Genomic DNA, 13,791 nt, shown 5'->3' with positions numbered 1-13,791 from the left:
TGTGGCGCTCAAGTCTTTTCGTGGTTATGAAGTAGACATCCTTATTCAGGTAAAGGAGCGCTGGTATACTTTTCCAATTCCTTATGTTAAGCCGGTTGACCGCAACCTGTCGGAATGGTCCAGGCAGGGGTATGGAATTAACAGGCTTAATTATGGCGTGAAGTTTACTCAATATAATTTCACCGGCCGCAACGATAAGCTCAGGTTTTGGTTACTGACCGGTTACACCAAGAAATTTGAATTCAATACGATCAGCCCTATGCTGATAAAACGCTTCGACATGGCTATGGGATAGGATTTTCCTATTCTTTCAACAAGGAGATCAACTATACTACCGTGAATAACCAGCAGATGTTTACGGATTCACTTACGGACGGAATTAAGCGCTGGGAGGGCAAGATCGAATATACATACAGGCCGGGGTTGCGTACATTTCATGCTGTTCGGTTATCGGTTATCAGGGAGCAGGTGGACAGCCAACTGCTGGGCCTTAACCCTAAATATTATACCGCCCATAGCAGTGCGGTTACTTACCCCGAACTGTCGTACAATATCAAATATGTAAATGTAGACTATGTCCATTTTCCCCTTACAGGTTGGGTAGCAGAAGCGGGTATACTGAAAAGGGGCATTAATAAGGATATGAACATGTGGCAGATCAATGCAAAGATCAATAAAGGCTGGCAGCTTGCTAAAAAAACCTATTATGCGCTCCAGGCTAATGGAGTATTGCGAGTTCCCTTTGACCAGCCTTATACTAATCACCGTATGTTTGGTTATAGCGATATGTTCCTAAGGGGCCTGGAAAGATATGTAATAGATGGGGTAGGGGGCATTTTGACCCGTAGCTCCCTGCGGCGTGAGTTGGTGCGTTTCAATATAAAGACGCATCTAAAATCGCGCTCACACGACAGGATACCCTTCCGGATCTATGCCCGTACTTTTGGAGATATGGGCTACGCATATAATAAAAATTTTACCAATAACTCCCTCACCAATCGTATGTTATATACCGGGGCTTTGGTTTGGATATTGTTACCTTCTATGATTTTATACTCCGGTTTGATTATAGCTTTAACCAATTAGGACAAAACGGATTATTTTTGCACGTCAAAAACGATTTCTGATCGTTGCCCGATCATTCCCTTATCCAATATTCCTGTATCCCATATCCTGTATCTTTGGTGCTGTATCCGGATGCCTGATTCCATCAACCGAATCCCGTACTCCGTATTCTTGTTTTTATTATGAAAGTAGCCATCTATAGCCGGGTAATCGATTACGATCAGAAAGGAGAAGTCCAACAGCTGTTCGATGAACTGGGCAAAGAAAACATGGAGCTTGTTATTTACGAGCCATTTTATGAAACCATCCGGTCTTCCTTTAGGTTTCCCGACAAGATCTCGGTTTTCAGGGATTCCAATGATCTTACTGCTAACATCGACTTTTTAATTAGTCTTGGTGGAGACGGTACCTTGTTGGATACGGTAACCCTGGTGCGCAATAAAAATATTCCGGTACTGGGAATCAATTTCGGTCGACTGGGTTTTTGGCCAGTATTGGCCGTACAGAGTTATCTACGGCGGTACAATCGCTCGTAAAAAGGACCATTGTTATTGATAAAAGGTCACTGATTCACCTGGATGCCAATAAACCACTTTTTGGGGATGTGCCTTATGGGCTCAATGAGTTTGCCATTCATAAGACCGACACTTCACCAATGATCAAGATCCATACCTATCTCAATGGAGAATTTTTGAATACTTATTGGGCTGATGGGGTGATCGTAGCGACTCCAACTGGGTCAACCGGTTATTCTTTGAGTTGTAATGGCCCGGTGGTATTCCCGGAATCGGCCAGCTTTGTGATCACGCCCGTAGCGCCCCACAATTTGAATGTGCGGCCGATTGTAGTTGGAGATGATAATATTATTTCATTTGAAGTGGAGGGCCGGGCCGACCATTTTATTTGTGCGCTCGATTCGCGTAAGGAGATCGTAGATAAAAAGTTCAGTTGGCTGTTCAGCGTGAAGCCTTTACGTTAAGTCTTGTAAGGTTGAATGAAAATAACTTCCTGCAAACGCTTCGTAACAAGCTTTCCTGGGGACTTGATACCCGGAATTAACATTTCCATTGAAAGAAAAAGCCCCAGCATTACGTTAGACTCAAATACATTAATTATTATATTGCGGATATGAACAAACTGGCTGTTGTAATATTCCTGATCCTTGGTGTATCATTAGTAGAACCTGCTTCTGCACAATGGGAAGCAATCCGGCAGGAAGGTGAATTTGGCATTTCAGTCGGAGCTGCTCATTATTTTGGCGACCTTAATACCAGGGCTAAGTTCAATCGGCCCAAGCTGGCAGTTGGCGCATTCTTTCGCAAGCAATTTGGCAATTATATCGGATTAAGGGTGGCCGCCCACTTTGCACAATTGGGCTATTCGGATGTGTACAATACCCATAATGAATACCAGCGTAAAAGGAACCTGAGCTTTAATAGCAATATTTTTGAACTGGCATTGCAAGGAGATTTTAACTTCTTCAAATTTGTGCCGGGCGATCCTTACCACTCTTTCACACCCTATGTGACCATGGGTGTAGGGGTATTTAGTTATGATCCTTATGCTTATCTGAATGGGCAGAAAGTGTTTTTGCGTCCCTTAGGCACTGAAGGTCAGGGGCTTAATATTCCCGGGTATGAAGATCGGAAACCTTACAATACCATGGCTATCTGCCTTCCCTTGGGTGTAGGCATAAAATACGCACTCAATGACCGTATGAATATAGGTTTGGAAGTTGTTTACAGGTTTACCACCACGGATTATTTGGACGATGTGAGCAAAACATATGTGGGCCTCGATAATTTTGCCAAACTACCGGATAATTCATTATCGCAGGCAGCCCTGTTGCAGGACCGGTCATATGAAACCAGTCCCGAGCGTATCGGCTTGGCAGGCCGCCAGCGTGGTTTTGCCAAACAGAAGGATCAATACGTATTAGCTGAGCTGACTTTTTCCTTCAACCTGACCTCTTATCGTTGCCCGACCGCCAATTAATCGAAATTTCACTAAAATAGTCCAGACCGGCTCCTCCAGGGCCGGTTTGTTTTTTCTACAGCAGGCGCCTATTTCCTGCCAAAAGCCTCCAATGGTTCCATAGAAAACCTAGAGCCGCCTGTTTGGGGCGATTAAAAGCCAGAAAAAGAGGGAGCCTCAAATGATACTAAATTGGGAAGCTATCGGGTAAAACCTTTATCGGAAGGGCTGTATCCCGTTTACCCCACAATATTAATAACCTGCAAAAAAGCATCCCACCTAATCTTTTTGTACCTTCGTGCACCTCAAAAAAATAAGGTAATGCAGAGCCTTAAGGAGCAAATTAACTTGGAGCGGCTTCCCCATCATATTGCTATCATCATGGATGGTAACGGGCGCTGGGCACAGGAAAAAGGTCAGGATCGCTTATATGGCCATTTTCATGGTGTGGAAAGCGTGCGCGATATCGTGGAAGGTTGTGCAGAACTGGGCGTTGGATACCTTACGCTGTATGCATTCTCGACCGAAAACTGGGATCGTCCGGAATATGAGGTCAGTGGGCTCATGGAGTTATTGGTAGATACTATCAGGAATGAGACGGAGACCCTGAATAAGAACAATATTAAACTCCATGTTATTGGCGACATGAACATGCTGCCTGCCTATGCTCAAAAGGAGTTGAATGAATCATTGGAGATCACCAGCCGTAATACAGGCCTCAATCTCATTATGGCCCTTAGCTATAGCAGCCGCTGGGAATTGGTACAGGCTGTTAAACAGATTGCGGGAGATGTAAAAGCAGGGAAAGTGGACCCCGATACGATTACACAGGACACCTTACAGAAATACTTAACCACCAGCAATTTCCCCGACCCGGAACTCATGGTTCGCACCAGTGGTGAGTACCGTATCAGCAATTTCTTACTTTACCAATTGGCTTATGCAGAACTGTATTTCACTAATGTACGCTGGCCTGATTTTCGTAAGGAGAACCTTTATGAGGCCATTATTGACTTCCAGCGCAGGGAAAGGCGTTTTGGAAAAACTGGAGATCAGCTGCAGCAGGAACCCCTTAGCCAATAAGTTTGTCGTAAAATCCCAACAAATCACACCGACCGCATTTCTTTTAACAAACACTTTTAAGTTAATCTTAAGTAAATCCCTTTAATTTGCCCCAGCTTAAACAACCCGGAATGCAGCGTACGTTTACTTTTTCCGCTATTCTACTGGCTTTGGTGACCTTTTCTGTAAGTTCAGCGTTTGCCCAGGAAAAAACCGATACTATCCCTACCTCCATTGATCCCGAGTTGGAAGCGATCATGCATGCAAGGAACCCCAAGGAATATACTATTGCGGGTATTAAGGTTACAGGTACTAAAAGATATGATGAGCAGCTGCTCATTTCCATTGCCGGGATAAATGTGGGTGATAAGGTGAATCTTCCTGGTGGCGACCAATTCAGTAAAGCCATCACGAACCTCTGGAATCAACGACTTTTCTCCAACGTACAGATCTACTTTACCCGCCTGGAGGGAACCAACCTCTATCTCGAAATCCAGGTAACCGAGCGTCCAGCCTTATCAAAATACTTCTTTAGAAATACTCGCAAATCAGAAGAAGAAGACCTGCGTAATAAACTTAACCTCGTAATTGGACGGGTAGTAACAGAGAATACCAAGATTAGCGCAGAGCAACTTATTCAAACTTACTATACAGAGAAAGGATACCAAAGTGCTTCGGTTCGTATCGAGGAAGCTGTAGATCCCGCATTACCCAACTCGGTCATCCTTAACTTCTATATCCAAAAAGGACATAAGGTCCGGATTGACAATATTAGTTTTGATGGGAATAGCAGTGTGACTGACCTCAAGCTCAAGAAGAAGATGAAAGGTACCAAGGAAATGAGCAAACTCACCTTGTTCCCTTCTAAAGATTCCGCGGATACGGCTGGTCAGAAACATACTACATTCAAAGATTACCTGAAAGAAGGTGGTTTCCTCTCTTTGAGTAAAACCAAGGATTTCCTGGATCCTTATTTCCGTTTCAAGCTATTCAGCTCTGCCAAATTCAACGAGAAGAAGTTTGAAGAGGATATGGATAATATATTGGCATACTATAACTCACTCGGTTATCGGGATGCCATTGTGGAAGCCAAGCCTCAAACCTATAATAAGAAAGGTAATTTAAGGGTGGGATTAAAAATAGATGAAGGCCACCGCTATTATTTTGGTAACATCGCCTGGAAGGGGAATACCAAATACTCTGATTCTATTCTTAACTTCTTAATGGGCATTAAGAAAGGTGATACTTATAACCTGGAGATCCTCAATAGTAAACTGGGTAAACAAGCTTCACCCGAAGGTGGCGATATCAGTAGTTTATACCTTGATGACGGTTACCTGTTCTTTAAGGCCGATCCAGTTGAAACGGCGGTATATAATGATACCATCGATTTCGAGATCCGTATGATGGAGGGGCCGCAGGCTACCATTAAGAACATTACTATTTCGGGTAATGAGAAAACCAAAGAGCACGTAATTCGCCGTGAAATACGTACCCTGCCTGGTGATAAATTCAGTCGTCAAGACCTGATCCGTTCCAATCGTGAGATTGCACAATTGGGCTTTTTCAACCAGGAGAAAATTGGTATTAACCCGGTTCCCAATCAGGAAGATGGTACGGTGGATATCCATTATACGCTGGAAGAAAAATCTTCAGACCAGTTGGAATTGAGCGCCGGCTGGGGCGGTGGTATCGGTTTAACGGGAACCCTTGGTGTATCCTTTAATAATTTCTCTATCCGGAATATTTTCCGCAAAGAAGCCTGGGATCCATTACCTACGGGTGATGGTCAGAAACTTAGCTTGCGTGTGCAATCTAATGGACGGGCTTACCAATCCTATAACTTCTCTTTTACTGAGCCCTGGCTGGGAGGTAAAAAGAGAAACTCGCTGACTGTAAGTTTATACAATAGTATATTCCGTACTGGTGGTATTGATAATAGTGGTCGCTATTTTTTCAGCGATACCAATAAGCTTAAGAATTTTGGGGTGAGTGTTTCTTTGGGTAAGCAATTGAAATGGCCTGATGACTATTTCACTTTGGTATATTCAGTAAGCTATACTCAGTATAAGCTTAATAATTATCCTTTGTTCACTCAGGATTTTAAGAATGGTGTGTCCAATAACTTAAGTTTCAAAGTTGCGCTGCAACGTAATTCTGCTGGCCCTAACCCTATGTTCCCCACCAGTGGTTCTAACTTCCTGGCCAGCTTGCAGTTTACTCCACCTTATTCATTATTTAATAATAGCATTACTACCGAGGATAGCTATAAGCTCCCGGAATACCATAAATGGCGATTCAATGCAGAATGGTTTATACCTATTGGTAAAGCCATGGGCTCCGACAGAAGCCGTCAGTTCGTATTGCGTGCTGCTGCCAAGTACGGATTCATGGGCCGATACAATAATAAGTTGGCCTATTCTCCCTTTGAAAGATTCCAGGTGGGTGATGCCGGCCTTGCCAATGGTAACTATATCTTAGGATATGATATCATTGCACACCGTGGTTATCCGGTGTATGAGAACTCTGACCCCAAGGTGAACCCTGATCAGCAGAATGCCAGCCAGTTCTTTACAATGTTTAATAAGTACACATTGGAATTGCGCTATCCATTCACAACCAATCCAAACAGTACTATCTATGGTATGGCATGGTTTGAAGCTGCCAACGGATGGTACGATTATAAAGACTATAATCCTTTCCGCCTCCGCAGAAGTGCCGGGGTAGGTATGCGTTTCTTCCTGCCCATGTTCGGGTTACTCGGCTTCGACTATGGTGTTGGATTTGACCGTCTGAAGCCCAATGGTAAGTTGCGTGATGCAGCCCGCTTCACCTTCATGCTTGGTTTTGAACCAGAATAGGTCCATATCCCGCTATACAAAGTTTGGGCACCTGAATTTTTGCGATATTCAGGAATATGGGGATATTTATAAACCTGGCTAGTTTGTGGAATTACGAAGCCTGCCGGTTGAATAGACCTTTTGTACCTTTTATCTTATCAACTTTAAAAACAAAGCACTATGAAAAAAATAATGCTCATCTGTTTTTGCTTACTGGCTTTTACCTGTGTTTCGCTTGCACAACGGTATGGTATTGTTGATACTAAGTATATTCTCGATAAAATGCCAGAATATAAAGATGCCCAAAAGAAGCTAGATCAGTTCAGTATTCAATGGCAAAAAGAAATTGACGATAAGCAAGCTGCACTGGATAAAATGTATAAGGATTTTGATGCTGAACAGGTAATGCTCAGTGAAGAATTGAAGAAGAAAAGGGAAGATGAACTCTTTGTTCGGGAAAAAGAGTTGCGTGATTTGCAGCGCAAACGCTTTGGTTTTGAAGGGGATCTGTTTAAAAGGCGTCAGGAATTGATAAAACCCATACAGGATAAGGTTTACAATGCCATCCAGAAAATAGCAGTGAACCGTGCATTCGATTTTATTTTGGACAAAAGTGAAGGAATTACTGTTATCTTTGCCGACCCTAAACTGGACCGGAGTGAGGATGTATTGAAAGAATTAGGTGTTAAATAATCGTGAAAACAATAGCCAGGGAACAACTTCATAGACTCATTTTTCAACTTAAATTTTAAATAAAACAAACCGTACACCTGAAGCAGCAACTACTAGGCTTTGGGTGGCCTTAACAACAAAAATGAAACGCATGAAAAAGTTTTTACAGGTATGTTGTTTGCCCTGGGCCTGATGGTGGCTGGTGAGGTAAATGCCCAGACTAAAATCGGATACATCAGCTCACAGGAAGTGGTGAGCATTATGCCTGAAACCCGTAAGGCAGACTCCCTGCTTACAGATTACCGTAACGCACTGGTACAAAACGCTACCGATAAGCAAAATGCTTTCTACGCCGCTATAGACAAATTCAATAAGGATTCTGCTACGCTCACTGAAGCCGTTAAAGTGGTAAAAAGAACTGAACTCACTAAAATGGGCCAGGAATTAGGTGGTGAAGAAGAGCGTATCCAACAACAACTGCAACAAAAACAGCAAGAGCTGATTCAGCCTATTAATAAGAAAGCCTATGATGCTATTCAGGCTGTAGCTAAAGAAAACAGCTATGTATTTGTTTTCGAAAAGAAGCTTTACTGGTTGCCCCTCCTGCTGAAGATATTCTGCCTCTGGTAGCTAAAAAATTGAATATTAAGTTGCCTCCTGCTGGTGGAAACCAGCCTACAGGCCCTAAGCCTACAACAGGCGGTAAGCCATAGTAGTCTCCTTAACTTATGTTATTCTGAGGGTTTAGTAAGGTTTAATAACCTCGCTAAGCCCTTAGTCTTTTAAGGCTTAATCAGTTAATTTTACGCATGCCTACATCACAACCCATTGGCATCTTTGATTCTGGATATGGCGGGCTCACTGTCATGAAAGAAATCCTCCGGAAGCTGCCTGAATATGATTATATGTACCTGGGTGATAATGCCCGTGCTCCCTATGGCAACCGGTCTTTTGAAACGGTCTATCGTTATACGCTACAATGTGTGGAATGGTTTTTTGAACAAGGTTGTCCCCTGGTCATATTGGCCTGTAATACGGCTTCTGCCAAAGCATTGCGTACCATCCAGCAAAATGACCTGGAAAGGCTGAATCCCGGTAACAGGGTTCTGGGGGTAATAAGGCCAACTACCGAAATAATTGGAAAATTTACCCAAACGCAAAAGATTGGCATCCTGGCCACAACGGGCACTGTTCAGTCGGGATCCTATACCATTGAAATTGAGAAATTCTATCCCGAAATTGATGTATTCCAGGAGGCTTGTCCTATTTGGGTACCGTTGATAGAGAACAACGAACACAATAGTCCCGGGGCTGATTATTTTGTAAAGAAACACTTGCAAAATATTGTTGGTAAGGGCAAAGACATTGATGTATTGTTGTTGGCTTGCACGCATTACCCCTTGCTGCAGAATAAAATACAACAGTTTTTGCCCAGCGGGATAACCCTTATATCACAGGGTGAAATTGTAGCCAATAGCCTGGTGGATTACTTGCAGCGGCATCCGGAAATTGAACAACGCTGTAGCAGACTGGGTACGCGCAATTTCTATACGACTGATTCGGCCGAGGACTTTGATAACCATGCCAGTATTTTCTTTGGGGAGCCATTGCGTTCAAAACACCTGGCTTTATGATCACAAGAGTTTTACCTATTCGTAAATTTTTAATTGCAAGCCTATCAGGTTTTCCTATAAAATAGGTTAATTGCACAGGGGCCTTAATGGGTGACCGTATTCATATAAACGTTTTTTATATCATGAAACAGCTTTTACGCACTTTGATGGCTTTATTGATGGTATCTTCTGTTGTCTCTTGCCAGAAGGAAGTGAGTGACGAAACTGCGTTGGGGGCTCGGCGGTAAAGGGAGTATTGAAAATGAAGATTGATAGCAAGCAATGGATAGCAGATAAAGTTGCGGGGGCCTCAATTTTTGCAGGCTATATAGTTATTACAGGGGTCAGTAATGATAAGAAATCAATATTGATACAATTAGAAGATAAGGGCGTCGCTACCTATCAGCTAAATCAACAATCGCTTTATGGAGCAGCCCTTACAGATGAAAATGAAATAAATCAGAACTCATATACCACCAATCAAGGAAAGGACCTCAATGATGCTGGTGGCACAGTTGTAGTTACAAAAATTGATAAGACGAATAAGACCATTTCAGGCACATTCAGTTTTAAGATGTTCCGTGAAATGGACGACAAACAAGTGGTAATTACGGAAGGAGTTTTTGAAGACCTACAATATACAACGGAACTGCCTCCAACTACAGGCGCGGATGCGGATTTCAAGGTGAAGATTAATGGTACAGCCTGGACAGGCAAAAATGTTTCGGGCGTGGTGTTAATGGGTAAGCTGATGATCAACGCTACAGAGTTGGATGTTTCTCAAACAGTAGGTCTCTCCTTACCTTCCGACATTGCTGTGGGAACGCATGATTTTGTGCAGTTTGGTGATGTAGTAGGCCTTTACATTAAGGGTGGTGTTACCATGTCTGCTACATCGGGTAAACTGATTATCTCTGAACATAACACTACTAGCAAAGTCATTAAAGGCACTTTTAATTTTGAAGCCAAAGAGTTTGTCGGTTCGGGTTCTGCACAGCTTACGGAAGGGTCGTTTTCTGTGAAATATCAGTAAGTGAAACATGATAACAGGTAGATTTTCAATTTATTAGGGAGGATGAAAAATTAATAACCCCAGGTTATTCACATCTGCCCTGCTTTTATTACCTTTGCCGTCCTTTCACAAACTTGTAGGTGTGGTGACCCGCAGGCCTGAAACTGAAACCCGGATCGCTTCTCCCGATCCTTATTTCAAAAAAGTGAAAAAGAGTAAGATAATATGAAACGTACATTCCAACCTCATCGTCGCCGTCGTAAAACCGTTCATGGTTTCCGTAAGCGTATGCAAACAGCTAATGGTCGCAAAGTACTGGCTAGCCGCCGTGCAAAAGGTCGTAAGAAGCTGACCGTTTCTGATGAGAGAAAGCTGAAATAGTCTTCTTTGGCATCTTCCTCTCCTGGCAGATGCTGGGGATTGTAAAATATTTAGCTGATAGCCCTGTATTAAGGATAGCCAAAATACAGGGCTATTTTATTTTGTATGGTGAAAAAGCTCACATTAGGCAAACAAGAACGTCTCAAAAGCCGTAAGCTTATTGACCAGCTATTCAAAGAAGGCAGGAGCTTTTCTGTATTCCCTTATCGTGTATATTACCTTGTTCGGCATGCCTCAGCTCTACAGCCTAATAATATTTTACCACAATTCGGTGTAGGAGTAAGTACCAGGAATTTTAAGCATGCAGTAGACCGCAATCGGATCAAAAGAGTCACCAGGGAGGCTTACCGGGTGCAGAAAATACCTCTTCAGGACTTGCTGCAGGAAAAAAAGAATACCTTTTGCTATTTTCCTTATTTATACTGGCAAAGAGCTGCCGGATTCGTTGATAGTGAATGAAAAGATCGCCGTAATTTTGAACCGTCTTATAAAGGCAGCCAATGAAATTCCTCCTTCAGCTACTTAGCCTTCCCTTCCTCGCCCTCATTAAATTCTATCAGTGGGTTATTTCCCCGATCCTGGGACCTAATAAATGCCGTTTTACACCTACTTGCTCTTATTATGCTGCGGAAGCTTTAAAGAAACACGGGCCATTTAAAGGGCTGTGGCTGGCCATTAAACGTATTAGCCGTTGTCATCCCTGGGGAGGAAAAGGGTATGACCCTGTTCCATAACGGAAATAAAAAAGCACAAGGGATAAAGATCAAGAGGCTCATTGTAATCAACCTTTCCTTGCTTATCGCTTGTGCCTGGTATTACTATCAAATTACTTCTGCAATCTCTTAATCAGATCACCCAATGACTCACGTTTTTGAGCATTGGTGAAAAACTTATAGAATTCTGGGGCATTGCCATCTTTATCGGCTTCCACTTTGGCTGGAATAGCATTATAGGGCCCCAGGATTTTGGCGCCTTCATTGGCACTAACTTTTTTATAGAACCTGGTGTAAGGAAATAGGTTTTATTGGCATCGCTGGCATTTTGACCCAGGAGTAGCTGCTGGGTACTGTCAATGATATGTTCTAGTTGTTGGGTGCTAATGGCGGTAGGCATTCCGCTGGATCCAAAATTTACTATGCTACCGATCAGGGTATCCTTCTTCAGGTTCAAGAGGTAAATTCCATTGTCGGGAAGCTCATAAGTTTTATCACCAGTAGTGCTTTTTACGGTTACTGTGACTTTGGTATCGCCACTATAGGATAAAATTTCTTCATTATGCTGATTGCTGGGTTCAAAGCCTATGGTTTCGGGCTTGGTTTTATCTACCTGTAATTTACCGCTGGATATTACAACAAGTGTTTTTCCACTTTTGCTGCCACCTGAACAGGAGGAAAGCAGGGCGATAGGCAGGCAAACCGTAAGAAGGGAGAATAATTTCATGTGTTAACAATTGAAAGGTTTGTAGGATAAAAAACAATCCCGGTGATAATACCGGGATTGCTAAGTAACGGAAATTTTTTCATTTGCTTATTTGGAAGCTGCTGCAAAGCGCTCTGCTACTTTTGTCCAGTTTACTGCGTTCCAGAAAGCTTTCAGGTAGTCTGGACGTTTGTTTTGGTATTTCAGGTAGTAAGCATGTTCCCATACATCTACACCGAGAATGGGGGTGCCTTTTACTTCAGCTACATCCATCAGGGGTTATCCTGATTAGGGGTAGAAGATATCTCCAGTTTACCATCTTTTACAAGGAGCCAGGCCCATCCACTGCCGAAGCGGGTTGCACCCGCAGTATTAAATTTTTCTTTAAACTCATCAACAGAACCAAAAGTGGCAGCAATAGCGTCGGCCAGCTTGCCAGTGGGGGTACCACCAGCATTGGGTGCCAGGCTTTCCCAGAAGAAACTGTGATTCCAGTGACCTCCACCGTTATTGCGTACAGCAGGGCTAATAGTACCCGCAACTTTCACCAACTCTTCCAATGATTTATTTTCATTTGGAGTTCCGGCAATAGCTTTGTTCAAATTGTCAACATAAGCCTGGTGATGCTTTCCGTGGTGAATTTGCATCGTCAATGTGTCGATATGCGGCTCCAAAGCCTCATGTGCATAAGGAAGCGCAGGTAATGTAAATGCCATAGCTATAAAGTTTTAAATTATTTAATAGTCTTTCCGTTAATCGTGAAAGGATAACAAATTTACAGGTCATTGGTTGATTGACCAATTCAAATACTGTCAGCCCAGGGATTAATAGGGTTCTATTGAATGAAGCGCTCGCTGGAAAGGTTTTGGGCATTGAATTTTTATAGTAACTTACTGTCCAGTTTTATCCTCATTCAATTCCATAATTATGTACTTATCCAAAGCAAAACTCATTGTTGCCTGCTGTATTATGGGCCTTTCCAGCATTGGTTTTATGGCCTTTAAACCACTTCAAGCCAAAGACAATACATTGACTTCTGCCGAAAAGAAAGCCGGCTGGATATTATTATTTGATGGCAAAACGACCAATGGCTGGCGGCCTTACCGAAACCAGCCCTCAGATGGATGGGAGGTCATCGATGGCCAATTACATTGTAAAGAGGGGAAGCTGGCCCACCGTACAGATTTCATTACGGCAGACCAATTTGACAATTTTGAACTAAGTTTTGATTGGAAGATCAATAAAGGGTTTAATAGTGGCGTAATATATCGGGTAGAAGAAAGTAATAAGGCCACCTATGAAACCGGCCCCGAGTATCAATTAATTGATGATGCAGGATATCCTGACAAACTGGAAGATTGGCAAAAAGTGGATCTGATTATGCCATGCATCCTCCTACCAGCCTTACCGCTAAACCTGCCGGTGAATACAATCAAACCAGGATCGTGGTAAATGGCGCCCATGTAGAGCATTGGCTAAATGGTATAAAAGTGGTAGACTTTGATCTATGGACCCCAGAATGGGAGGCGCTTAAAGCCAAGAGTAAATGGAAAGATGCCAAATTGTACGGTATGATAAAAAAGGACATATCGCACTTCAGGATCATGGAGGTGGCGTTTGGTTTAAGAATGTAAAATTGCGCAAGTTGTAATACTACCTTAATAGTAAAACCATTTCACGCCAGGTGAGATGGTTTTACTATAACAATTTCCATAAATAGCGGTAAACCGTTTAGCGTTTATCTCTGAAGAAA

At 42.8% G+C, this 13,791-nt stretch carries 18 protein-coding genes and 2 pseudogenes; 17 read left to right on the top strand and 3 right to left on the bottom strand.

The annotated features are described in order from the left end of the window. Position 1 precedes the first annotated feature (1 nt). The 14 genes from RS881_RS56250 to yidD all read left to right on the top strand — a co-directional run bounded on the left by RS881_RS56250 (position 2) and on the right by yidD (position 11,353). Positions 2-295 carry a hypothetical protein gene (locus RS881_RS56250; protein WP_315818763.1) on the top strand — a complete coding sequence of 98 codons (294 nt, stop codon included), beginning with the start codon at positions 2-4 and terminating at the stop codon, positions 293-295. Between the two features lie 41 nt (positions 296-336). After that, positions 337-1,086 (top strand): BamA/TamA family outer membrane protein, encoded by a 750-nt coding sequence (locus RS881_RS56245; protein ID WP_315818762.1) that lies wholly within the window; start codon positions 337-339, stop codon positions 1,084-1,086. A gap of 161 nt (positions 1,087-1,247) precedes the next feature. Then, positions 1,248-1,601 carry an NAD(+)/NADH kinase gene (locus tag RS881_RS56240; RefSeq protein ID WP_315818761.1) on the top strand — a complete coding sequence of 118 codons (354 nt, stop codon included), beginning with the start codon at positions 1,248-1,250 and terminating at the stop codon, positions 1,599-1,601. Further along, positions 1,550-2,044: a diacylglycerol kinase catalytic domain-containing protein gene (locus RS881_RS56235; protein WP_315818760.1), complete on the top strand. Its 495-nt coding sequence runs from the start codon at positions 1,550-1,552 to the stop codon at positions 2,042-2,044. The genes RS881_RS56240 and RS881_RS56235 overlap by 52 nt, the downstream gene beginning before the upstream one ends. Before the next feature lie 149 nt (positions 2,045-2,193). Next, entirely contained in the window at positions 2,194-3,060 is an 867-nt protein-coding gene (gene porG / locus RS881_RS56230; RefSeq protein WP_315818759.1) for a type IX secretion system protein PorG, read from the top strand. 300 nt (positions 3,061-3,360) lie between these two features. Further along, positions 3,361-4,122: an undecaprenyl pyrophosphate synthase gene (uppS, locus tag RS881_RS56225; protein ID WP_315818758.1), complete on the top strand. Its 762-nt coding sequence runs from the start codon at positions 3,361-3,363 to the stop codon at positions 4,120-4,122. A gap of 110 nt (positions 4,123-4,232) precedes the next feature. Further along, positions 4,233-6,962 (top strand): BamA/OMP85 family outer membrane protein, encoded by a 2,730-nt coding sequence (locus tag RS881_RS56220; protein WP_315818757.1) that lies wholly within the window; start codon positions 4,233-4,235, stop codon positions 6,960-6,962. A gap of 159 nt (positions 6,963-7,121) precedes the next feature. Then, positions 7,122-7,634, top strand: coding sequence for an OmpH/Skp family outer membrane protein (locus RS881_RS56215; RefSeq protein WP_119052383.1), 513 nt, complete (start codon positions 7,122-7,124; stop codon positions 7,632-7,634). Positions 7,635-7,733: 99 nt separating this feature from the next. Then, a complete protein-coding gene (locus RS881_RS56210) occupies positions 7,734-8,243 on the top strand; it encodes an OmpH/Skp family outer membrane protein (RefSeq protein WP_315818756.1) in 510 nt (169 codons plus the stop codon). Between the two features lie 179 nt (positions 8,244-8,422). After that, the gene (gene murI / locus RS881_RS56205; protein WP_315818755.1) at positions 8,423-9,247 is read left to right on the top strand and encodes a glutamate racemase; all 825 of its coding nucleotides are present in this window, start codon (positions 8,423-8,425) and stop codon (positions 9,245-9,247) included. Positions 9,248-9,488: 241 nt separating this feature from the next. Further along, positions 9,489-10,259, top strand: a complete 771-nt coding sequence (locus RS881_RS56200) for a DUF6252 domain-containing protein (RefSeq protein WP_315818754.1) — start codon at positions 9,489-9,491, stop codon at positions 10,257-10,259. Positions 10,260-10,463: 204 nt separating this feature from the next. Continuing rightward, entirely contained in the window at positions 10,464-10,619 is a 156-nt protein-coding gene (gene rpmH / locus RS881_RS56195; protein WP_026309617.1) for a 50S ribosomal protein L34, read from the top strand. A gap of 105 nt (positions 10,620-10,724) precedes the next feature. Beyond that, positions 10,725-11,078 carry a ribonuclease P protein component gene (rnpA, locus tag RS881_RS56190; RefSeq protein WP_315818753.1) on the top strand — a complete coding sequence of 118 codons (354 nt, stop codon included), beginning with the start codon at positions 10,725-10,727 and terminating at the stop codon, positions 11,076-11,078. A gap of 41 nt (positions 11,079-11,119) precedes the next feature. After that, positions 11,120-11,353 carry a membrane protein insertion efficiency factor YidD gene (yidD, locus tag RS881_RS56185; RefSeq protein WP_315818752.1) on the top strand — a complete coding sequence of 78 codons (234 nt, stop codon included), beginning with the start codon at positions 11,120-11,122 and terminating at the stop codon, positions 11,351-11,353. 112 nt (positions 11,354-11,465) lie between these two features. Here the strand turns inward: yidD and RS881_RS56180 are convergent, their stop codons facing one another. The 3 genes from RS881_RS56180 to RS881_RS56175 form a co-directional block, all read right to left on the bottom strand. Next, positions 11,466-12,059 (bottom strand): hypothetical protein, encoded by a 594-nt coding sequence (locus RS881_RS56180; protein ID WP_315818751.1) that lies wholly within the window; start codon positions 12,057-12,059, stop codon positions 11,466-11,468. An 87-nt stretch (positions 12,060-12,146) separates the two neighbouring features. Beyond that, the gene (locus RS881_RS62140) at positions 12,147-12,311 is read right to left on the bottom strand and encodes a Fe-Mn family superoxide dismutase (protein WP_425476332.1); all 165 of its coding nucleotides are present in this window, start codon (positions 12,309-12,311) and stop codon (positions 12,147-12,149) included. Then, positions 12,311-12,754: a superoxide dismutase gene (locus RS881_RS56175; protein ID WP_425476331.1), complete on the bottom strand. Its 444-nt coding sequence runs from the start codon at positions 12,752-12,754 to the stop codon at positions 12,311-12,313. The genes RS881_RS62140 and RS881_RS56175 overlap by 1 nt, the downstream gene beginning before the upstream one ends. Positions 12,755-12,965: 211 nt before the next feature. On the opposite strand from RS881_RS56175, the pseudogene RS881_RS56170 reads away from it, so the two are divergent. From RS881_RS56170 to RS881_RS61345, 3 genes and pseudogenes are all read left to right on the top strand, one after another. Next, a pseudogene (locus RS881_RS56170) lies at positions 12,966-13,325 on the top strand (3-keto-alpha-glucoside-1,2-lyase-like domain-containing protein); the annotation flags it as partial. A gap of 98 nt (positions 13,326-13,423) precedes the next feature. Next, positions 13,424-13,516 (top strand): annotated as a pseudogene (locus RS881_RS61350) (3-keto-disaccharide hydrolase); the annotation flags it as partial. 68 nt (positions 13,517-13,584) lie between these two features. After that, entirely contained in the window at positions 13,585-13,689 is a 105-nt protein-coding gene (locus RS881_RS61345) for a 3-keto-alpha-glucoside-1,2-lyase-like domain-containing protein (RefSeq protein ID WP_350340055.1), read from the top strand. Positions 13,690-13,791 lie beyond the last annotated feature (102 nt).

The sequence above is a fragment of the Paraflavitalea speifideaquila genome (genome assembly GCF_032395985.1).
Lineage (GTDB): Bacteria > Bacteroidota > Bacteroidia > Chitinophagales > Chitinophagaceae > Paraflavitalea > Paraflavitalea speifideaquila.
Note: the sequence above shows the minus strand (reverse complement) of the source record. Positions and strands in the feature narration are given on the sequence as shown.

What these genes read in the sequence shown, in the direction of transcription:
- RS881_RS56240 (WP_315818761.1), top strand. Translation starts at nt 1,248, where the DNA reads ATGAAAGTAGCCATCTATAGCCGGGTAATCGATTACGATCAGAAAGGA.
- porG (WP_315818759.1), top strand. Translation starts at nt 2,194, where the DNA reads ATGAACAAACTGGCTGTTGTAATATTCCTGATCCTTGGTGTATCATTA.
- uppS (WP_315818758.1), top strand. Translation starts at nt 3,361, where the DNA reads ATGCAGAGCCTTAAGGAGCAAATTAACTTGGAGCGGCTTCCCCATCAT.
- RS881_RS56220 (WP_315818757.1), top strand. Translation starts at nt 4,233, where the DNA reads ATGCAGCGTACGTTTACTTTTTCCGCTATTCTACTGGCTTTGGTGACC.
- RS881_RS56215 (WP_119052383.1), top strand. Translation starts at nt 7,122, where the DNA reads ATGAAAAAAATAATGCTCATCTGTTTTTGCTTACTGGCTTTTACCTGT.
- murI (WP_315818755.1), top strand. Translation starts at nt 8,423, where the DNA reads ATGCCTACATCACAACCCATTGGCATCTTTGATTCTGGATATGGCGGG.
- RS881_RS56200 (WP_315818754.1), top strand. Translation starts at nt 9,489, where the DNA reads ATGAAGATTGATAGCAAGCAATGGATAGCAGATAAAGTTGCGGGGGCC.
- rpmH (WP_026309617.1), top strand. Translation starts at nt 10,464, where the DNA reads ATGAAACGTACATTCCAACCTCATCGTCGCCGTCGTAAAACCGTTCAT.
- rnpA (WP_315818753.1), top strand. Translation starts at nt 10,725, where the DNA reads ATGGTGAAAAAGCTCACATTAGGCAAACAAGAACGTCTCAAAAGCCGT.
- yidD (WP_315818752.1), top strand. Translation starts at nt 11,120, where the DNA reads ATGAAATTCCTCCTTCAGCTACTTAGCCTTCCCTTCCTCGCCCTCATT.
- RS881_RS56180 (WP_315818751.1), bottom strand. Translation starts at nt 12,059, where the DNA reads ATGAAATTATTCTCCCTTCTTACGGTTTGCCTGCCTATCGCCCTGCTT.
- RS881_RS62140 (WP_425476332.1), bottom strand. Translation starts at nt 12,311, where the DNA reads ATGGATGTAGCTGAAGTAAAAGGCACCCCCATTCTCGGTGTAGATGTA.
- RS881_RS56175 (WP_425476331.1), bottom strand. Translation starts at nt 12,754, where the DNA reads ATGGCATTTACATTACCTGCGCTTCCTTATGCACATGAGGCTTTGGAG.
- RS881_RS61345 (WP_350340055.1), top strand. Translation starts at nt 13,585, where the DNA reads ATGGAAAGATGCCAAATTGTACGGTATGATAAAAAAGGACATATCGCA.